Annotated in this window: 13 protein-coding genes; 11 read left to right on the top strand and 2 right to left on the bottom strand. The window is 59.6% G+C overall.

Translation table 11 applies throughout. From position 1 onward, the window contains the following. Nucleotides 1-21: 21 nt before the first annotated feature. Complete coding sequence (gmtY, locus tag PSH79_RS02040; protein WP_305440993.1) at nt 22-1,407, bottom strand: gamma-mobile-trio recombinase GmtY; 1,386 nt, start codon at nt 1,405-1,407, stop codon at nt 22-24. Nucleotides 1,408-1,988: 581 nt separating this feature from the next. Between gmtY and PSH79_RS02045 the strand changes: the two genes are divergently transcribed. After that, a protein-coding gene (locus PSH79_RS02045; RefSeq protein ID WP_370872524.1) for an IS3 family transposase occupies nt 1,989-3,211 on the top strand; the annotation gives its coding sequence in 2 pieces (ribosomal slippage) (nt 1,989-2,340 and nt 2,340-3,211; 1,224 coding nt in all). Nucleotides 3,212-3,420: 209 nt separating this feature from the next. Here the strand turns inward: PSH79_RS02045 and PSH79_RS02050 are convergent. Beyond that, the gene (locus PSH79_RS02050) at nt 3,421-5,868 is read right to left on the bottom strand and encodes a penicillin-binding protein 1A (protein ID WP_305440995.1); all 2,448 of its coding nucleotides are present in this window, start codon (nt 5,866-5,868) and stop codon (nt 3,421-3,423) included. 217 nt (nt 5,869-6,085) lie between these two features. Between PSH79_RS02050 and PSH79_RS02055 the strand changes: the two genes are divergently transcribed. The 10 genes from PSH79_RS02055 to PSH79_RS02100 all read left to right on the top strand — a co-directional run bounded on the left by PSH79_RS02055 (nt 6,086) and on the right by PSH79_RS02100 (nt 20,588). Next, the gene (locus PSH79_RS02055; RefSeq protein ID WP_305440997.1) at nt 6,086-7,150 is read left to right on the top strand and encodes a pilus assembly protein PilM; all 1,065 of its coding nucleotides are present in this window, start codon (nt 6,086-6,088) and stop codon (nt 7,148-7,150) included. Then, on the top strand, nt 7,150-7,716 hold the full coding sequence (locus PSH79_RS02060) for a PilN domain-containing protein (protein ID WP_305440999.1): 567 nt from the start codon (nt 7,150-7,152) through the stop codon (nt 7,714-7,716). Before PSH79_RS02055 ends, PSH79_RS02060 begins: the two co-directional genes overlap by 1 nt. Continuing rightward, nucleotides 7,713-8,336, top strand: coding sequence for a type 4a pilus biogenesis protein PilO (gene pilO, locus PSH79_RS02065; RefSeq protein WP_305441001.1), 624 nt, complete (start codon nt 7,713-7,715; stop codon nt 8,334-8,336). Before PSH79_RS02060 ends, pilO begins: the two co-directional genes overlap by 4 nt. Continuing rightward, nucleotides 8,333-8,860: a pilus assembly protein PilP gene (locus tag PSH79_RS02070; protein WP_305441003.1), complete on the top strand. Its 528-nt coding sequence runs from the start codon at nt 8,333-8,335 to the stop codon at nt 8,858-8,860. Before pilO ends, PSH79_RS02070 begins: the two co-directional genes overlap by 4 nt. A gap of 13 nt (nt 8,861-8,873) precedes the next feature. Continuing rightward, nucleotides 8,874-10,961 carry a type IV pilus secretin PilQ gene (pilQ, locus tag PSH79_RS02075; protein WP_305441004.1) on the top strand — a complete coding sequence of 696 codons (2,088 nt, stop codon included), beginning with the start codon at nt 8,874-8,876 and terminating at the stop codon, nt 10,959-10,961. Nucleotides 10,962-10,965: 4 nt separating this feature from the next. Next, entirely contained in the window at nt 10,966-11,484 is a 519-nt protein-coding gene (gene aroK, locus PSH79_RS02080) for a shikimate kinase AroK (RefSeq protein WP_187679606.1), read from the top strand. Between the two features lie 152 nt (nt 11,485-11,636). After that, nucleotides 11,637-12,737: a 3-dehydroquinate synthase gene (gene aroB, locus PSH79_RS02085; RefSeq protein ID WP_305441006.1), complete on the top strand. Its 1,101-nt coding sequence runs from the start codon at nt 11,637-11,639 to the stop codon at nt 12,735-12,737. A gap of 10 nt (nt 12,738-12,747) precedes the next feature. Beyond that, nucleotides 12,748-14,340 (top strand): AAA family ATPase, encoded by a 1,593-nt coding sequence (locus tag PSH79_RS02090; RefSeq protein WP_305441008.1) that lies wholly within the window; start codon nt 12,748-12,750, stop codon nt 14,338-14,340. A 350-nt stretch (nt 14,341-14,690) separates the two neighbouring features. Continuing rightward, complete coding sequence (gene gltB, locus PSH79_RS02095; RefSeq protein ID WP_305441009.1) at nt 14,691-19,136, top strand: glutamate synthase large subunit; 4,446 nt, start codon at nt 14,691-14,693, stop codon at nt 19,134-19,136. A gap of 33 nt (nt 19,137-19,169) precedes the next feature. Beyond that, a complete protein-coding gene (locus tag PSH79_RS02100; RefSeq protein WP_007909438.1) occupies nt 19,170-20,588 on the top strand; it encodes an FAD-dependent oxidoreductase in 1,419 nt (472 codons plus the stop codon). The last annotated feature ends 94 nt before the right edge of the window (nt 20,589-20,682 follow it).

A 20,682-nucleotide genomic window follows, 5' to 3' on the forward strand; every position in this document is an offset into this window, starting at 1 on the left:
AGCTCCTAATCTTCGAGTTCACTATCGGGGCAACAACAAACCAGTCGCTGGAAGTATCCCGTCGTATTTATCCCGTAACCGCTGCGCAGCTGCCTCTAGTGCTGCGAGGGCCTCGCGAGTGTTCGCCTGGGTGTAGACCTCCTGGCTCTCGAGCGACGCATGGTGCATGAAGCGACGGATGAACTCCTTATCGACGCCAGCTTTGCGCAGTCGCCGGCCATAGGCGTGGCGGTGACCGTGCGGCGTGGTGCCCAGCGCCTTACTCACCGTGAGCCCGATACGTTCGCATGCCGCAGCGTGCGCCTTGTTGTACTGGGTGAGCGTGTACATAGCGCCGATGGGCTCACGGCTCAGGTTGATAAAGGCAAATGGGTGGCCACGCTCAATACGCGCTACCTGTTCGAGGTAACGGTGCCAGAGTTGCAGGAACCACTCGCTGTACTCAGGCACAAACCAGTACGCCTGCTTGTAGTAAGCCCCATCGTGCATGCCGCCCTTCCAGCCAGCGTGTCGTCGGTTCATCAGGTCGGTACGGGGGACGAGGCCGAACTGGAGGGCGAGGTATTCGGATCGCTTGCCCTTGCATGGCCGTCCCCGCTCGTCGCGCCAATCGCTGGGTGCGGCACCGTGGCTCGGATGGTGGATGAAGACCTGCGCCTGACGTGGATTGGCAGGGTTCGGGCACACGTCGGAGATGTAGAGATGGAAAGGCTCCGATTCACGGAAGCCCGCGCCGTGCTGCAGCAAGGTGAGGAGCATGCCGCGATAGTCGTAGCGTCCAGCAACGCAAAATCCCTTGACCAGCAGTTCCTCGAAGCGCTCTTCCGGAAAGGCCGGGGGATCGCTTCGCTCAACCTTAGGTAGGCGCTGGCCTCGCACAAAGTGCCCTGTCTCGGCGGGGGATAGGTTCTGCGCCCAGGTATGTCCAAGGAAGGCCTTGCTGCGTTTGTACTGATAAGCGGCCTCGTCGGTCTGTCGATCAAAGGCGCTGCCTGCATATTGGGAGTTCACCTTGGCCGCCTCAGGTCGGGTCTTGCCGAGCCAATCGAAGAAGTCGGAGAGGTGGGTGATAATGTGTGAAGCATCCTGCGGTGAGCGTGGCGGCCAGCACAAGCCGCTGGGATCAAGTCTTGTCTCGCGGTCGAAAGTCCCGGTATAGAGTCGTTGGGCGAAGTTCTGGAATAGTAGGTAGGTTTCGCACTCCTCCGGATTGGTTTGCAGATACTCGAGGAACATCCGCACGGAGCGTGTCACCTTCCGCATCCACGTCAGACTTCGGTCGTGGCTTCGGTGAAGACAATAGTCGAGCAGCGTCTCTAGCACACCATCGGGCGTAAGCAGCGCTGGCAGTTCCGTGTAGACACCTGTCGCATCTGTGTAGACACGAGCCTTCACCGTAACAAACATGAAGTGCTCCTCATCTACGAACTGTGCAGGTTAATTCGCCCATTCGTAGCCGTTCTCAACGACCTGATGTGTTTCGCTAACCACAATGAGCGCCTTACCGCGGTGTACCAAGCAGAAATTAGATACGAGTTCAGCGTCGACACCCGCTGCGGACGTTGTGTCGCCAAGCGCGCCTATCCATACATAACGGTGAGTTTCGAGGCATGCCAAGTAGTAACCTGTAGGCATAGCGTTGCTCCAATCGATGAGGTTGCGATACGCGAAGCTGGCCAACGCTAACGATGGCGACGATCGGATAAAAGCTGTCTGCTAAGAAGCATAGAAACTTCAACCCCATATCCTTTCCCTGATACATAGAACCAAGTTCCAGCTACATACAATGGTAGATTACGGTATGGCTTTCACACGGACAGAGCAAAAAAATACCCCTCAGAGAGGGGTATGGTGATTCATTACTGACTTAAGCATCCGAACTATGTATTCCCAGGTGGGGGAATAACGAGAGAGTCGGGGCTTTTTGTATGGCAGTGTCCCGTCCTGAATAAGGTTTACACCTTCTGACTTCTTTTCAGGAAGGTGCAATGGATACGGGCACGAAGCGCAGTCAGCGTGATTACACACTGGCTTTTAAATTATCGGTTGTCGACCAGGTCGAAAAAGGCGAGTTGAGTTATAAAGAGGCTCAGCGGCGCTATGGGATTCAGGGTCGGTCGACGGTGCTGGTTTGGTTACGCAAACATGGTCGCCAGGACTGGAGCCAAGGCGCCTCCATTCGTTCCCAGAGGATCAGATCTATGGACGAGCCAACCTTGCCACTGACTCCCGAGCAAAGAATCAAAGAACTCGAGGAACAACTGGCGCTGGCAACTCAGAAAGCCCAATTCTTTGAAGCCGTGGTCGATGTTCTGAAAAATGACTACGGCGTATCTGTCGTAAAAAAGCGACCCGGCAAGTCGTTGCGCAAACCCAAACCCTGAGTGTCAGCAGGGCTTGCCAATTTATGGGAATAAGCCGTCAGGCCTATTACAAACGCAACCGGGTCTACAGGGCTCGGGCCGACCAGGATCAGCAGCTCATAACGTTTGTAGAGAAGGTCCGTGCTCGCCAACCGTGCATCGGCACTCGCAAGCTGCATTCGATGATGCATGAGCAGCGTGAGCAACAGGAGCTCCATGTTGGCCGGGATCGTTTGTTCGCGGTTTTGCGGGAAAGCCGCCAGTTGGTCCGCAGAAAACGGGCGTATCACAAGACGACCGACAGCCATCATCGCTTCCGCCGACACCCCAATCTGCTGAAACCAAGCCCGGAACAAATAGTCGCTACCGGCCCAGAACAGGTCTGGGTGGCCGATATTACTTACCTGCCTACCCGTGATGGCGTTGCCTATTTGAGTTTAGTGACGGATGTCTTTTCGAGAAAAATAGTCGGCTATCACGTGCATGAAAGTCTGCACACCAACTCCGTGGTGCAAGCCTTTCGAATGGCTTTGAAGCGACGTCGAAGCGTTCAGAAACTGGTCCATCACTCGGATCGAGGCGCGCAGTACTGCTCGGCCCTTTATCAAGAAATGCACGCAAAGCATGGCATCACTTGCTCGATGACCGACGGCTACGACTGCTACCAAAACGCCTTGGCAGAGCGGGTCAACGGCATCTTGAAAACAGAGTTCTTGATCCACCGACCTGCGGATTTTGCGCAGGCCACACAGATGGTGCGAGAGGCCGTCACGATCTACAACCAGGAGCGGCCGCACCTCTCTTTAAAATACAAAACGCCCGATGCGGTGCATCGGGCGTTAGGGTGAAACAGGTGTAAACCTATTTCAGGACTAGACACAGATCAAAAGATCGCAGCCTTCGGCAGCTCCTGCAGTTGGCCGTGGACACTGCCGATTTCGCGGATCGGCAACGATCCTGTAGGAGCTGCCGAAGGCTGCGATCTTCTGATCGTGCTTTGAGGCATAAAAAAGCCCCGCACTTCAATCGAAGGCGGGGCTTTTTTGCTGCTTCAGGATCAGAACAAATCGATCGGCGCCTGTTCGTCCGCCGGCAGCGGGCTACCCGGTACCGAGCCATTACCCAGCTCATTCACCGACGGTGGTGTGTCTTCAGCCTTGAACAGCTCGAAGTAAGCCCCTGGCGTGCTCGGCGTCGCCGCACGGCCGCTGACCGGATCTACCCGCAGACTGAGCAAACCTTCCGGCTCAGGCTGGACGTGAGGCGGCTTGTCCTTCAGCGCAGCGCCCATGTAGTTCATCCAGATCGGCAGTGCCACGGTGCCACCGAACTCTCGGCGACCTAGGCTTTCCGGCTGGTCGAAGCCCGTCCATACCGTGGTCACGTAATCGGCGTTGTAACCGGAGAACCAGGCGTCTTTCGATTCGTTGGTGGTGCCGGTTTTACCGGCGATGTCGCTGCGACCCAGCGCCAGCGCGCGACGACCGGTGCCGAGCTTGATCACGTCCTGCAACATGCTGTTGAGGATATAAGTAGTGCGACCATCGACGATCCGCTCCGCTACGGCCGGCGCTTGTGGTGCCGCTGCGGCGCCCGAAGCTTCACCCGGAACCGGCGCGGCGTTGACGGTGAGCGACTGCTCGGCCGGCGCTGCGATACCGTCGCTGGCTGAGCCACCCTGAGGCACAGTCGGCGGGTTGGCGACGAACAGCGTGTCGCCATTGCGGCTTTCGATCTTGTCGATGATGTACGGGGTGATCTTGTAGCCGCCGTTGGCGAAGGTGCTCCAACCGGTGGCGATCTCCATCGGCGTCAGCGTTGCAGTGCCCAGTGCCAGCGACAGGTTTGGCGGCAGATCCTGCTTGTTGAAGCCGAAGCGGGTGATGTAGTCGATGGTCTTGCCCACGCCCATCGCCTGCAGCAAGCGGATCGACACCAGGTTGCGCGACTTGTACAGCGCCTCGCGCAGACGGATCGGGCCGAGGAAGGTGTTGGTGTCGTTCTTCGGGCGCCAGACCTTGTCCAGGTACTCGTCGACGAACACGATCGGCGCATCGTTGACCAGTGTGGCGGCGGTGTAACCACTGTCCAATGCAGCGCTATAGACGAACGGCTTGAAGCTCGAACCCGGCTGACGCTTGGCCTGCATGGCGCGGTTGTAGTTGCTCTGCTCGAAGGCGAAACCACCGACCAGCGAGCGAATCGCGCCGTTCTGCGGATCCAGCGATACCAGTGCGCCTTGCGCCTGCGGAATCTGGCTGAACTTCAGCGAGTTGTCTTTCTGGCGCTGCACGCGAACCAGATCGCCGACCTGTGCCACATCCGAGGGCTGGCGCGGGTTGGCGCCCATGCTGTTGGTGTTGAGGAACGGCCGTGCCCATTTCATGGTGTCCCAGGCAACGTGCTCTTCGCCGGTGCGGGTCAGCACTTGCAGACCGTTCTTGTCGATCTGGGTGACGATCGCCGGTTCCAGGCTGCTGATAGTGCGCTGTTTGGTCAGTTCGGTTGCCCACGCTTCACGGGTCTTGCCCGGCAGGCGCGACTCGGGGCCACGGTAGCCGTGACGCTGGTCGTAGGTCATCAAACCTTCGTGCAGAGCGGTGTTGGCCATTTCCTGCAAGTTGCTCGGCACCGTGGTGGTGACGCGGAAACCTTCGGTGTAGGCGTCGCTGCCATAACGGCCGACCATTTCGGCACGGGCCATTTCGGCGATGTACGGTGCGTTCACTTCCGGGGTCGGCACGTGATAGCTGGCGTTCAGTGGCTCGTTGATCGCAGCCGTGTAGTCCGTTTCGTTGATCTTGCCAAGCTTGTACATGCGTCCGAGGATCCAGTCGCGACGTTCTTTACTGCGCGCCGGGTTGGCCAGCGGGTTGAAACGCGACGGAGCTTTCGGCAGGCCGGCGATCATCGCCATCTGCGCGAGGCTGACGTCACGGATCGATTTGCCGTAATAAACCTGCGCCGCCGCCTCGATGCCGTAGGCGCGGTTGCCCAGATAGATCTTGTTCACATACAGCTCGAGGATCTCGTCCTTGGTCAGCTGACGTTCGATTTGCAGAGCCAGGAGGATTTCGGTGGTTTTGCGCGAGAAACTGCGTTCGCTGGTCAGGAAGAAGTTCTTCGCCACCTGCATGGTGATGGTGCTGCCGCCGGATTGAATGTGTCCACTCTTGACCAGTTGGGTCGCGGCGCGCATCAGGCTGCTTGGATCGACACCGTAGTGATTGGCGAAATTGTCGTCTTCAGCACTTAGTAACGCATTAATGAAATTGGGGGGAATGTCGGCGAAACGGATCGGAGTCCGGCGCATTTCGCCGAATTCTGCGATCAACTTGTCATCGCTGCTGTAGACCCGCAGTGGAATCTGCAACTGAATGCTTCTCAGAGCCTCCACGGATGGCAAACCCGGACTAAGGTAAAGATACGCCCCGCTGAGACCTAAAAGCAGTCCGCAGAAAACGGCGACGATGGACCAACCGAAAAATTTCAGCAAACGAATCAAGGCGTTTGGACATCCAGGGCAAAGAATGAATTTGGCAACGGGGGTTGTGGCGACACACAGAACGACCCGCGCTGGCAGTAAAAAGCGGAAAAAATCGCTGGGCATTATAAGCACTTTTCTGCTGGAGGCGTCATTTGCGCTTCTGTCAAGACGGGGTGAAGGAACGCAATGCGTATTACAGAGTCCGTAACTCACGGAAAGTCATAGGGAATTGGTAGTGCTGGGACTCTTCAATAAAAAGACCAATACGTTACTGGGGATCGACATCAGCTCCACCTCGGTGAAGCTGCTGGAATTGAGCCGTCAGGGCGACCGCTACCGGGTTGAGGCATACGCGGTGGAGCCGTTGCCGGCGAACGCCGTGGTCGAAAAAAACATCGCCGAGCTCGAAGGTGTGGGCCAGGCCCTGAGCCGGGTGCTGGTCAAGGCACGCACCGGCAACAAGAACGTGGCGGTGGCGGTGGCCGGTTCGGCGGTGATCACCAAGATCATCGAAATGGATGCGGGCCTGACCGACGACGAGCTGGAGAACCAGCTCAAGATTGAAGCCGACCAATACATTCCCTATCCGCTGGACGAAGTCGCCATCGACTTCGAAGTCCAGGGCGTCTCGCCGCGTAACCCCGAGCGCGTCAACGTGCTGCTCGCCGCCTGCCGCAAGGAAAACGTCGAAGTCCGTGAAGCGGCCCTCGCGCTGGCCGGGCTTACCGCTCGAGTGGTCGACGTCGAGGCGTATGCGCTGGAGCGCTCGTTTGGGTTGCTCGCGACGCAGTTGGCCGCGTCCCAGGAGCGTCTGACCGTAGCGGTGGTCGACATCGGCGCGACCATGACCACCCTCAGCGTCCTGCACAACGGCAAGATCATCTACACCCGCGAGCAACTCTTTGGTGGCCGGCAACTGACCGAAGAAATCCAGCGCCGCTATGGCCTGACCATCGAGCAGGCGGGCCTTGCGAAAAAACAGGGCGGCCTGCCCGACGACTACGTCAGCGAAGTGCTGCAGCCGTTTCGCGAGGCGCTGGTGCAGCAGGTGTCGCGCTCTTTGCAGTTCTTCTTCGCCTCCGGGCAATACAACGCGGTCGATCACATCCTGCTGGCCGGCGGCACGGCGTCGGTACCGGGGCTGGATCGCCTGATCGAGCAACGCCTGAATACCCCGACGCAGGTGGCCAATCCTTTTTCCGACATGGCCCTGAGCAGTAAGGTCAACGCCGGGGCCCTGGCCAGTGACGCGCCAGCCCTGATGATTGCCTGCGGGCTCGCGCTCAGGAGTTTCGACTGATGGCGCGGATCAACCTTTTACCCTGGCGTGAGGAGCGCCGCGAAGAGCGGCGTAAACGCTTTCTGCTGACCTTGATCGGGGTGGTGGTCGGTTCGGTGGGCGCCGTATTCATTGCCGATCAAATCATCAGCAACGCCATCGCCCGGCAAGTGGCGCGCAACGACTACATCGGCAAACAGATCGCCGTGGTCGACGAGCGGATCAAGCAGATCAGCGAGCTCAAGGCCCACCGTCAACAGCTGGTCGAGCGCATGCGCATCATCCAGGACTTGCAGGGCAACCGGCAGGTCAGCGGGCGGATCTTCGATCAACTGGCGCGCACGTTGCCCGATGGCGTGTATTTCACTGACGTGAAAATGACCGGCAAAACCCTGTCGATCAGCGGAGCTGCGGAGTCGAATAACCGCGTCTCAGAGTTGATGCGCAATCTGGATGCGTCCGACTGGTTCGATGCACCGAGCCTGAACGAAGTGAAAGCGACTTCCGCCGATCAGCAGGAGCAGGCCAATCTCTTTCAGTTGACCGTTCGTCAGACCCAGCCCAAGACCGTGGAGGACGAGCCATGAAGCCGTCCGAATGGCTGGACAGTCTGCGCAGCATCGACTTCAACGATCTGGATAGCAGCAATATCGGTTCCTGGCCGGCGGCAGTGAAAGCCATCGCGGGGGCGTTGTTGATGGTGTTGGTGTTGGCGCTGGGTTACAACTTTTTCATCAGTGACATGGAAAACCAGCTCGATGCCAAACGCGAGGAGGAGGCCACGCTCAAGGAGCAATTCGCCAGCAAGGCGCGCCTGTCGGCGAATCTGGAGTTGTACACCCAGCAGATGAAGGAAATGGAGAACACGTTCGGCGTGTTGTTGCGGCAATTGCCCAGCGACACCGAAGTGCCAGGCTTGCTGGAAGACATCACGCGTACCGGTTTGGGCAGTGGTCTGGAGTTTGAGGAGATCAAACTCTTGCCGGAGGTCGCCCAGCAGTTCTACATCGAACTGCCGATTCAGATCACCGTCACTGGCGCCTATCACGACCTTGCTACCTTCGTCAGCGGAGTGGCCGGGTTGCCGCGCATCGTCACCCTGCATGACTTCGAACTAGCCCCTGCCAATAAGGAGGGCGGGCCGAAACTGCGCATGAGCATCCTTGCCAAGACTTACCGCTATAACGACAAAGGGCTGCAAAAATGACCCTGATTCGTTATCTGGCCTTGTCGATGGTGCTGCTGGCATTAAGTGGATGTGGTGGCAGCGATGACCTCAGCGACCTCGACGCCTACATGAATGAAGTACGCCTGCGCCCGGCAGGCAAGATTGAACCAACCCCGACATTTCGGTCTTACCCGACATTCACTTACAGCGCCGCCAACCTGCGTAGCCCGTTCTCGCGCCAGGTGCGCGTCGATCTGGCCGGGCAGAAACAAGGCTCGCGCAACGTAAAACCGGATCCCAACCGGATCAAGCAATACCTCGAAGGTTTCAACATCGAGCAGTTCGAGATGGTCGGTACGATCGGCAATGCCGCCGGTTCTTTCGCATTGTTGCGCGGAGCGGGTGGAGTGCATCGCCTGAAAGTTGGCGATTACCTGGGGCGCAACGATGGCCGCATCGTTGCCATCAGCGCCACCCAGGTCGATGTGGTCGAAATCGTGCCTGATGGCGACGGCGCCTGGCTGGAGCGTCCGCGCACCATTCCTTTGAAAGAGCACTCATAGTGGAAGTCGAATAATGAACAGGATTTTCTCCACCCTCGGTTTTTCGCTATGGATAGCGCTGATGTCACCGATGGTTCAGGCGGCTAATCTGAAGGCGCTGGACGTAGCAGCGTTGCCGGGTGACCGTGTCGAGTTGAAGCTGTCATTCGACGGCCCGCCGCCGCAGCCCAAGGGCTACACCACCGATTCGCCGGCGCGGATCGCGCTGGATTTGCCCGGTGTCGCCAGCCAGTTGGCCAGCAAGCATCTCGATCTGGGTAGGGGCAATGCACGCACGGCCACGGTGGTTGAAGCGAAGGATCGGACGCGCCTGATCGTCAATCTCACGCAATTGGCGCCATATGACACGCGGGTCGAGGGCAACAATCTTTTTGTGGTGGTAGGTCAGGGGGCGCCGACAACCACTGCGCGCCCGGTTGCTGTGGCGGCGTCCCGTGCGACCACGGCAGCGGCTTCCGCACCCGCCAGGGCGTTCGTGCCAAAAACCAAAGCCATTCGCGGCGTGGATTTTCAACGAGGCACGGAGGGGGAGGGTAACGTGGTCATCGACCTGTCCGACCCGACCATTGCTCCCGATATTCAGGAGCATGACGGCAAGATCATCCTCAGCTTCGCCCGCACGCAATTGCCCGACAAGCTGCGGGTGCGCCTCGACGTGAAGGATTTCGCCACGCCGGTGCAGTTCGTCAACGCCGCCGCCACTGGCGACCGCGCGATCATCACCGTTGAGCCCAGCGGTACGTTCGATTACTCCACCTACCAGACCGATAACAAACTGACCGTCAGCATCCGGCCGATCACGGCGGATGACCTGCAAAAACGCAACGCAGATCGACAGGCCTATATCGGTGACAAACTATCACTGAACTTCCAGGACATCGACGTGCGCTCGGTGCTGCAACTGATCGCCGATTTCACCAACCTCAATCTGGTGGCGAGTGACACGATTCAGGGCGGGATCACTCTGCGTCTGCAAAATGTGCCGTGGGATCAGGCGCTGGATCTGGTGTTGAAAACCAAGGGGCTGGACAAGCGCAAGATCGGCAACGTGTTGCTGGTCGCTCCGGCCGACGAAATCGCCGCCCGCGAACGCCAGGAGCTCGAATCGCAGAAACAGATCGCCGAACTGGCGCCACTGCGCCGTGAGCTGTTGCAAGTGAACTACGCCAAGGCCGCGGACATCGCCAAGCTGTTCCAGTCGGTGACCAGCGCCGAGGCCAAAATCGACGAGCGTGGCTCGATTACCGTCGATGAGCGCACCAACAACATCATTGCCTACCAGACTCAGGATCGTCTCGATGAACTGCGGCGGATCGTGGCGCAACTGGATATTCCGGTGCGTCAGGTGATGATCGAGGCACGGATCGTTGAAGCCAACGTCGATTACGACAAGAGTCTGGGTGTGCGCTGGGGCGGTTCGGTGCAGAACAAGGGCAACTGGAACACCTCCGGGGTCAGTAACGGCTCATCGACCACCATCGGCACGCCGGGTAGCACCAGCACCAATTCGCCATTCGTCGACATGGGCACTGTCAACAACACGTCCGGGATTGGTATCGCCTTCATCACTGACAATGTTCTGCTCGACCTTGAGCTGACGGCCATGGAGAAGACCGGTAACGGCGAAATCGTCTCGCAACCGAAGGTGGTCACCTCCGACAAGGAAACCGCGAAGATCCTCAAAGGCACCGAGATTCCCTATCAGGAAGCCAGCTCCAGCGGCGCGACCTCGGTATCGTTCAAAGAAGCCTCGCTGTCCCTGGAAGTGACACCGCAGATCACCCCCGACAACCGCATCATCATGGAGGTCAAGGTCACCAAGGACGAACCGGACTACCTGAACAAAGTGCAGGATGTACCGCCGATCAAGAAGAACGAGGTCAACGCGAAGGTGCTGGTCAATGACGGTGAAACCATCGTGATTGGTGGCGTTTTCTCAAATACTCAAAGCAAGGTTGTAGATAAGGTGCCATTTCTTGGCGATGTGCCGTATCTTGGCCGCCTTTTCCGGCGTGATGTGGTTTCGGAGAAAAAATCCGAGCTGCTGGTATTTCTCACTCCGCGTATCATGAATAACCAGGCGATTGCTGTGAGTCGTTGATTCTGTGCGAAATTTGATTCTTGTAGGACCGATGGGCGCTGGAAAAAGCACCATCGGCCGGTTGCTGGCCAAAGAGCTGCGCCTGCCGTTCAAAGATTCCGACAAGGAAATTGAACTGCGCACGGGCGCCAATATCCCGTGGATCTTCGACAAGGAAGGCGAGCCCGGCTTTCGCGACCGTGAGCAGGCGATGATCGCCGAACTGTGCGGATTCGACGGCGTGGTGCTGGCGACCGGCGGTGGCGCGGTAATGCGTGACGCCAACCGCAAGGCCCTGCATGAAGGCGGCCGTGTGGTGTATCTGCACGCCTCCGTCGAACAGCAGGTCGGCCGCACGGCGCGCGATCGCAATCGGCCGCTGCTGCGCACTGCCAATCCCGAGAAAACCCTGCGCGACCTCCTCGCAATACGTGATCCGCTCTATCGGGAAATCGCCGATCTGGTGGTGGAAACCGATGAACGGCCACCGCGCATGGTAGTGCTCGACATTCTCGACCGCCTGGCGCAGCTTCCACCCCGTTAAAGCATCGCCCGAAATGCGCTATCCTCGGCGTCCTGTCACAGCCCGGCGAGGTTGTGGCGGATGGCGTGCGAGCGGCGTCATACCCGCTATAGGCCGCAGATAACCAATAATTCAGGGCAGGACGCCTGCTTCCATCTTCACTGTGGGGACACATGCAGACACTCAAGGTCGATCTAGGCGAGCGCAGCTACCCGATTCATATTGGCGAAGGTTTGATGGATCAGCCCGAGCTGCTGGCTCCGCATATCCACGGACGTCAGGTGGCAATCATCTCCAACGAGACCGTTGCGCCGCTCTATCTCGAGCGTCTGACTCGCAGCCTTGCGCAGTTCTCAGTGATTTCCGTGGTGCTGCCGGACGGCGAAGCCTTCAAGAACTGGGAAACCCTGCAACTGATCTTCGACGGTCTGCTGACCGCTCGTCATGATCGCCGCACCACGGTGATCGCCCTTGGCGGCGGTGTGATCGGCGATATGGCCGGTTTTGCTGCTGCCTGCTACCAGCGTGGCGTCGATTTCATTCAGATCCCCACTACATTGCTGTCCCAGGTCGATTCGTCGGTGGGCGGCAAGACCGGCATCAACCATCCGCTGGGCAAGAACATGGTTGGCGCGTTCTACCAGCCGAACGTGGTGCTGATCGATACGGCATCACTGAAAACCCTGCCAGAGCGAGAGCTGTCGGCGGGTCTGGCGGAAGTCATCAAGTACGGCCTGATCTGCGACGAGCCGTTCCTCACCTGGCTGGAGGACAACGTTGACGCCCTGCGCGCGCTGGACCAGAAAGCCCTGACTTACGCCATCGAGCGCTCCTGTGCAGCCAAGGCTGCGGTGGTCGGCGCCGATGAGAAGGAAACCGGCGTGCGCGCCACGCTCAATCTCGGCCACACCTTCGGCCACGCCATCGAGACCCACATGGGCTATGGTGTGTGGCTGCATGGTGAGGCGGTCGCCGCTGGCACCGTGATGGCGTTGGAGATGTCCGCGCGCCTCGGCTGGATCAGTGAGCAGGAGCGTGATCGCGGTATTCGTCTGTTCCAGAGGGCCGGTTTGCCGGTGATCCCGCCGACAGAGATGAGCGAAGCTGATTTTCTCGAACACATGGCTATTGATAAAAAAGTGATCGACGGTCGTCTGCGCCTGGTGCTGCTGCGCCGGATGGGCGAAGCGGTAGTGACCGACGATTATCCGAAAGAGGTTCTACAGGCCACGCTGGGAGCGGATTACCGCGCCCTGGCTCAGCTTAAAGGTTAATAAGATTCCGATGACTAGTTTGCATGCCGACGAGGCGTTCCTCGGCCATTTCCAGTTAAGTCACGACCCCTTTGCTCCGCGGGTGCCGGGCTTCAAGTTCTTCCCGGCCCAGCGCAAACCGGTGCTGGGTCAACTGCATCACCTGGCGCGTTACAGCCAGTTGCTGCTGGTGGTCACCGGCCCGCAGGGCAGCGGCAAGACGCTGCTGCGTCAGGCACTGGTGGCCAGCACCAACAAGCAATCGGTGCAGAGCGTGGTGGTTTCCGCACGCGGTGCCGGCGATGCGGCGGGCGTGCTGCGTCAGGTCGCTCAGGCGCTGAACGTGGCCCAGGCCGAAGTCGGCGCGATTCTGGATCAGGTGGTGCAACTCGCGCTGACTGGCCAGGAAGTCTATCTGCTGGTGGACGACGCCGAGCAGCTCGACGAATCCGCCCTCGAAGCGCTGATGGCGCTGGGTGCCGGCGCTCCGGAAGGTCGCCCGCATGTGTTCCTGTTCGGTGAGTCGTCGCTGATCGCTCAGCTCGAGGCTTTGCACCTTGAGGAAGAGCGCTTCCACGTCATCGAACTGCAGCCGTACACCGAAGAAGAGACCCGAGAGTATCTCGACCAACGGCTCGAAGGTGCAGGCCGGGGTGTCGAACTTTTCACCGCGGATCAGATCTCTGATATTCACGAAAGCTCCGAGGGTTGGCCGGGCAACATCAACCAGGTCGCCCGCGATGCTCTGATCGAAGTCATGATTGCCAGCCGCTCTGCGGTGAAGCGTCCAAGTATGGGGTTCAACATGCCGAAGAAACACGTATTGGCGATTTCCGCCGTCGTTGTGGTCGCGGTCGCCGCCGCCTGGCTGATGCCGGGTCGCAACAAGGCGCCAACCACCGGCGCACCGGCCAACGAACAGGCGCAACTGCCATTGGGTCAGGGCGCTGCGAACGGCGGCGCGCCGAACGTCGAGTTCGCCGGCAATACGCAGCCGATGCCGTTGCCGCTGGTCGGCAATTCGCAACCGGTGATGCGCGGGCCATTGGCCGAAGCGGCCGGCGGGATCACCGAAGGCGACGACGGCGTGCCACTGGAAGGCTCCAGCGATACGCCGCCAACCGTGACCACTTCGGCGCCTCCGGCAGGCGTTCCGGCCGGTCCGGCACCAACACCGGTTCCAGTCCCGGCCGCCAAGCCGACGCCTGCGCCGACGCAAATCGCCACCGCCAAGCCTGCTCCGGCAGCGCCAGCAGCGAAACCTGCTGCAGCGCCAGCCAAGCCTGTCGCCGCGACCAAGCCGGCCGAGAAGCCGGTGACCGTCGCCAAAGCCGCCGGTGGCAGCTGGTACGCCGGTCAGCCGACGAGCAACTACGTGGTGCAGATTCTCGGCACCAGCTCCGAAGCCGCGGCGCAAACGTTCGTCAAAGAACAGGGCGGCGAGTACCGTTATTTCAAGAAAGTCCTCAACGGCAAGCCTCTCTACGTCATCACCTACGGCAACTTCGCCAATCGTGATGCGGCTGTTTCTGCCATCAAGGCCTTGCCAGCGAAGGTTCAGGCTGGTAAACCTTGGCCTCGCACTGTCGCCAGCGTCCAACAGGAACTGGCAACAACTCGCTGAAGATTCGGCGGCCTTACCCAGGCCGCCTCTCCAAGCACCTCAAAATTTCTACGAGTGCGCGCCGCCTTTACAGGCCGCGTGCCTTGTGGTGTCTGCGTCACAGTAGTCTTTGAGTCGTTGCGGTCAAAATTAAAAAAGTTTTGACTAGCACAGCAGATCGCTTTAAACCTTTCACAAATGCGACATAGATTTGCGACATTTCGTCGTCAAATTTGTGAGCGTCTGTGTCGCTGTGTACAATGACCACCCTTTTGCCCCCGCTAAGCCGGCGTACGTTCGGCGCGGATCGCAAGTGGTTGAATTGAAAAGAAATTTGCCTCGAAAAGAGGCAGCCTGGTGAGAAAGTGTCTATGAAAGCAGGTCTGTACCAACCAGATGAATTCAAGGATAACTGCGGTTTCGGCCTGATAGCCCATATGCAGGGCGAGCCCAGTCATACCCTTTTGCAAACGGCCATTGAGGCCCTGACCTGCATGACCCACCGCGGTGGGATTAATGCCGACGGCAAGACCGGTGACGGTTGCGGTCTGCTGATTCAAAAACCCGACGCGTTCCTGCGTGCCATTGCCCAGGAATCCTTCAGCGTCGAGCTGCCCAAGCAATATGCCGTGGGCATGGTCTTCTTCAATCAGGATCCGGCCAAGGCCGAAGCCGCTCGCGAGAACATGAACCGCGAGATCCTCGCTGAAGGCCTGCAACTGATCGGCTGGCGCAAAGTGCCCATCGACACCAGCGTCCTCGGCCGCCTGGCCCTTGAGCGCCTGCCGCAGATCGAGCAGGTGTACATCGGCGGTGAAGGCTTGAGCGATCAGGACATGGCGGTCAAGCTGTTCAGCGCCCGTCGTCGTTCGTCGGTGTCTAACGCCGTCGACTCCGACCACTACATCTGCAGCTTTTCGCACAAGACCATCATCTATAAAGGCCTGATGATGCCGGCCGACCTGGCCGCGTTCTATCCGGACCTGAGTGACGAGCGTCTGCAAACCGCTATCTGCGTGTTCCACCAGCGCTTCTCCACCAACACCCTGCCGAAATGGCCGCTGGCTCAGCCATTCCGCTTCCTCGCCCACAACGGCGAGATCAACACTATTACCGGTAACCGCAACTGGGCGCAGGCCCGTCGGACCAAGTTCACCAACGATCTGATGGATCTGGAAGAACTCGGCCCGTTGGTCAACCGTGTCGGCTCCGACTCCTCGAGCATGGACAACATGCTCGAACTGATGGTCACCGGCGGCATCGACCTGTTCCGTGGCGTGCGGATGATCATTCCGCCTGCGTGGCAGAACGTTGAAACCATGGACCCGGATCTGCGTGCGTTCTACGAGTACAACTCGATGCACATGGAGCCGTGGGACGGCCCGGCCGGCGTGGTAATGACCGATGGTCGTTACGCGGTGTGCCTGCTCGACCGTAACGGTCTGCGGCCGGCGCGTTGGGTCACTACCACCAACGGCTTCATCACCGTTGCTTCGGAAATCGGCGTCTGGAACTACCAGCCGGAAGATGTGATCGCCAAGGGCCGTGTCGGTCCGGGGCAGATCCTCGCCGTGGACACCGAAACCGGGCAGATCCTCGATACCGATGCGATCGACAACCGTCTGAAATCCCGTCATCCGTACAAGCAATGGCTGCGCAAGAATGCCCTGCGCATTCAGGCGACCATGGAAGACAACGACCACGGTTCGGCGTTCTACGACGTCGATCAGCTCAAGCAATACATGAAGATGTATCAGGTCACGTTCGAAGAGCGCGATCAGGTACTGCGCCCGCTCGGCGAGCAAGGCTACGAAGCCGTGGGTTCGATGGGCGACGACACGCCGATGGCCGTGCTGTCCCAACGTGTACGCACGCCGTACGACTATTTCCGCCAGCAGTTCGCGCAGGTGACCAACCCGCCGATCGACCCGCTGCGCGAAGCGATCGTGATGTCGCTGGAAATCTGCCTCGGTGCCGAGCGCAACATCTTCCAGGAGTCGCCGGAACACGCCTCGCGCGTGATCCTCAGCTCGCCGGTCATTTCCCCGGCCAAGTGGCGCTCGCTGATGAACCTCGACCGCCCGGGTTTCGAGCGGCAGATCATCGACCTCAACTACGACGAAAGCGTCGGCCTCGAAGCAGCGATCCGCAACGTTGCCGATCAGGCTGAAGAAGCCGTGCGTGCCGGTCGTACCCAGATCGTTCTGAGTGACCGTCATATCGCTCCGGGCAAGCTGCCGATCCACGCCTCGCTGGCCACTGGCGCGGTACACCACCGCCTGACCGAAAAAGGCCTGCGCTGCGATTCCAACATCCTCGTTGAAACCGCTACCGCACGCGATCCGCATCACTTCGCGGTGCTGATCGGTTTCGGTGCCTCGGCGGTCTATCCGTTCCTGGCTTATGAAGTGCTGGGCGACCTGATCCGTACCGGTGAAGTGCTGGGCGACCTCTACGAGGTGTTCAAGAACTACCGCAAAGGCATCACCAAAGGTCTGCTGAAGATCCTGTCGAAGATGGGCATCTCGACCATCGCCTCGTATCGCGGTGCGCAGCTGTTCGAAGCCATCGGCCTGTCCGAAGAAGTGTGTGAGCTGAGCTTCCGTGGCGTGCCAAGCCGTATCAAGGGTGCACGTTTCGTCGACATCGAAGCCGAGCAGAAAGCACTGGCCACCGAAGCCTGGAGCCCGCGCAAGCCGATCCAGCAGGGCGGTCTGCTGAAATTCGTCCACGGTGGCGAATATCACGCTTACAACCCGGACGTGGTCAACACCCTGCAAGCCGCTGTGCAGCAGGGTGACTACGCCAAGTTCAAGGAATACACCTCGCTGGTGGACAACCGTCCGGTGTCGATGATTCGCGACCTGCTCAAGGTCAAGACCCTCGACACGCCGTTGGACATCAGTGAAATCGAGCCGCTGGAATCGGTGCTCAAGCGCTTCGACTCCGCCGGTATTTCGCTGGGCGCTCTGTCGCCGGAAGCTCACGAAGCCCTGGCCGAAGCCATGAACCGCCTTGGTGCGCGTTCCAACTCCGGCGAAGGCGGCGAAGACCCGGCGCGTTACGGCACCATCAAGAGCTCGAAAATCAAGCAGGTCGCGACTGGCCGTTTCGGCGTGACCCCGGAATACCTGGTCAACGCCGAAGTGCTGCAGATCAAGGTCGCCCAAGGCGCCAAGCCGGGCGAGGGCGGGCAACTGCCGGGCGGTAAAGTCAACGGGCTGATCGCCAAGCTGCGTTATGCCGTGCCGGGTGTGACCCTGATTTCGCCGCCGCCGCACCACGACATCTACTCGATCGAAGACTTGTCGCAGCTGATTTTCGACCTGAAACAAGTCAACCCGAAGGCGCTGGTCTCGGTGAAACTGGTAGCAGAAGCAGGCGTCGGCACCATCGCCGCCGGTGTGGCCAAGGCCTACGCGGACTTGATCACCATCTCCGGCTACGACGGTGGCACCGGTGCTTCGCCGCTGACCTCGATCAAATACGCTGGCGCACCGTGGGAACTCGGCCTTGCCGAAACCCACCAGACCCTGCGCGGCAACGACCTGCGCGGTAAAGTCCGGGTGCAGACCGACGGTGGCCTGAAAACCGGCCTCGACGTGATCAAGGCGGCGATCCTCGGCGCTGAAAGCTTCGGTTTCGGCACCGCGCCGATGATCGCGCTGGGCTGCAAATACCTGCGTATCTGCCACCTGAACAACTGCGCTACCGGCGTTGCGACTCAGAACGAGAAGCTGCGCAAGGATCACTACATCGGCACCGTCGACATGGTGGTGAACTTCTTCACCTACGTCGCCGAAGAAACCCGTGAGTGGCTGGCCAAGCTCGGCGTGCGTTCCCTCGAAGAGTTGATCGGTCGCACCGAGCTGCTGGAAATCCTCGAAGGCCAGACCGCCAAGCAAAACCATCTGGATCTGACTCCGCTGCTGGGCAGCGATCACATTCCGGCGGACAAACCTCAGTTCTGCGGCGTTGAGCGCAACCCGCCGTTCGACCAAGGCCTGCTGGCCGAGAAAATGGTCGAGCTGGCGTCGTCGGCGATCAACGACATGAGTGGTGCCGAGTTCGACCTGGACATCTGCAACTGCGACCGTTCGATCGGCGCACGGATCTCCGGCGAAATCGCGCGCAAGCACGGCAACCAGGGCATGGCCAAGGCGCCGATCACCTTCCGCTTCAAAGGCACTGCCGGTCAGAGCTTCGGCGTGTGGAACGCCGGCGGTCTGAACATGTATCTGGAAGGCGATGCCAACGACTACGTCGGCAAAGGCATGACCGGTGGCAAGCTGACCATCGTGCCGCCCAAGGGCAGCGTTTATAAGACTCAGGAAAGCGCCATCATCGGCAACACCTGCCTGTACGGCGCCACGGGCGGCAAGCTGTTCGCTGCCGGCACCGCAGGTGAGCGTTTCGCCGTGCGTAACTCCGGTGCCCACACGGTTGTGGAAGGCACTGGCGATCACTGCTGCGAGTACATGACCGGTGGTTTCGTCTGCGTGTTGGGCAAGACCGGTTACAACTTCGGCTCTGGCATGACCGGTGGTTTCGCCTACGTGCTCGACCAGGACAACACTTTCGTTGACCGGGTCAACCACGAACTGGTGGAAATCCAGCGGATCAGCGGCGAGGCGATGGAGGCTTATCGCAGCCACCTGCAAAACGTGCTGAACGAGTACGTCGCCGAAACCGACAGCGAGTGGGGTCGTGAACTCGCCGAGAACCTCGATGACTACTTGCGCCGTTTCTGGCTGGTCAAGCCGAAGGCTGCCAACCTGAAATCGTTGCTTTCCAGCACTCGTGCCAACCCGCAGTGATATGCGCCTGAAGAGTTTGATGAGGTTTTAACAATGGCTGAACGTCTGAATAACGACTTCCAGTTCATCGATGTCGGGCGCAAAGATCCGAAGAAGAAACTGTTGCGTCAACGCAAGAAAGAGTTCGTCGAGATCTACGAACCGTTCAAACCCCAGCAGTCGGCCGACCAGGCCCACCGCTGCCTGGGTTGCGGCAACCCGTATTGCGAATGGAAGTGCCCGGTGCACAACTTCATTCCCAACTGGCTGAAGCTGGTGGCCGAGGGCAACATCCTCCAGGCCGCCGAACTGTCGCACCAGACCAACACCCTGCCGGAAGTCTGCGGCCGGGTATGCCCGCAGGATCGTCTGTGCGAGGGGGCCTGCACCCTCAACGACGGCTTCGGCGCGGTGACCATCGGTTCGGTCGAGAAGTACATCACCGACACCGCGTTCGCCATGGGCTGGCGCCCGGACATGTCCAAGGTCAAACCGACCGGCAAGCGTGTCGCGATCATCGGTGCGGGCCCGGCGGGCCTGGGTTGTGCCGACGTGCTGGTACGCGGCGGCGTGACCCCGGTGGTGTTCGACAAGAACCCGGAAATCGGCGGTCTGCTGACCTTCGGCATCCCCGAGTTCAAACTGGAAAAGACCGTGCTGAGCAATCGCCGCGAAGTCTTCACCGGCATGGGCATCGAGTTCCGTCTGAATACCGAAGTCGGCAAAGACGTGACCATGGAACAACTGCTCGCCGAATACGACGCGGTGTTCATGGGCATGGGCACCTACACCTACATGAAGGGCGGTTTTGCCGGTGAGGATCTGCCGGGCGTTTACGACGCGCTGGATTTCCTGATCGCCAACGTCAACCGCAACCTGGGCTTTGAAAAGTCGCCGGAAGATTTCGTCGACATGAAGGGCAAGAAGGTCGTGGTACTCGGCGGCGGCGACACGGCGATGGACTGCAACCGCACGTCCATCCGTCAGGGCGCCAAGTCGGTGACCTGTGCCTATCGTCGTGACGAAGCGAACATGCCCGGCTCGCGCAAAGAGGTGAAGAACGCCAAGGAAGAAGGCGTGAAATTCCTCTATAACCGCCAGCCGATCGCCATCGTTGGTGAAGACAAGGTCGAAGGCGTGAAAGTGGTCGAGACCCGTCTCGGCGAACCGGACGCCCGTGGCCGTCGCAGCCCTGAGCCGATTCCGGGCTCCGAAGAGATCATCCCGGCCGACGCCGTGGTCATCGCTTTCGGCTTCCGCCCGAGCCCGGCGCCATGGTTCGAACAGTTCGAAATCCAGACCGACAGCCAGGGCCGCGTGGTAGCCCCGGAACAAGGTCAGTACAAGCACCAGACCAGCAACCCGAAAATCTTCGCCGGTGGCGACATGGTGCGCGGTTCGGATCTTGTGGTGACGGCAATCTTCGAAGGCCGTAATGCGGCTGAAGGGATTCTGGATTACCTGGGCGTCTAAACCCGTCCGGCTGACTGCAATGCAATACCTGTGGGAGCTGGCTTGCCAGCGATAGCATCACCTCGGTCAATCTGACAAAACGAGGTGTCTGCAT

The sequence above is a fragment of the Pseudomonas sp. FP2196 genome (genome assembly GCF_030687715.1).
Lineage (GTDB): Bacteria > Pseudomonadota > Gammaproteobacteria > Pseudomonadales > Pseudomonadaceae > Aquipseudomonas.

Bases quoted from the DNA above. Each gene is read 5' to 3' on its own strand.
- PSH79_RS02070 (WP_305441003.1), top strand. From the start codon at position 8,333: ATGACCCTGATTCGTTATCTGGCCTTGTCGATGGTGCTGCTGGCATTA.
- pilQ (WP_305441004.1), top strand. From the start codon at position 8,874: ATGAACAGGATTTTCTCCACCCTCGGTTTTTCGCTATGGATAGCGCTG.
- pilO (WP_305441001.1), top strand. From the start codon at position 7,713: ATGAAGCCGTCCGAATGGCTGGACAGTCTGCGCAGCATCGACTTCAAC.
- aroB (WP_305441006.1), top strand. From the start codon at position 11,637: ATGCAGACACTCAAGGTCGATCTAGGCGAGCGCAGCTACCCGATTCAT.
- PSH79_RS02090 (WP_305441008.1), top strand. From the start codon at position 12,748: ATGACTAGTTTGCATGCCGACGAGGCGTTCCTCGGCCATTTCCAGTTA.
- PSH79_RS02060 (WP_305440999.1), top strand. From the start codon at position 7,150: ATGGCGCGGATCAACCTTTTACCCTGGCGTGAGGAGCGCCGCGAAGAG.
- PSH79_RS02100 (WP_007909438.1), top strand. From the start codon at position 19,170: ATGGCTGAACGTCTGAATAACGACTTCCAGTTCATCGATGTCGGGCGC.
- gltB (WP_305441009.1), top strand. From the start codon at position 14,691: ATGAAAGCAGGTCTGTACCAACCAGATGAATTCAAGGATAACTGCGGT.
- gmtY (WP_305440993.1), bottom strand. From the start codon at position 1,407: ATGTTTGTTACGGTGAAGGCTCGTGTCTACACAGATGCGACAGGTGTC.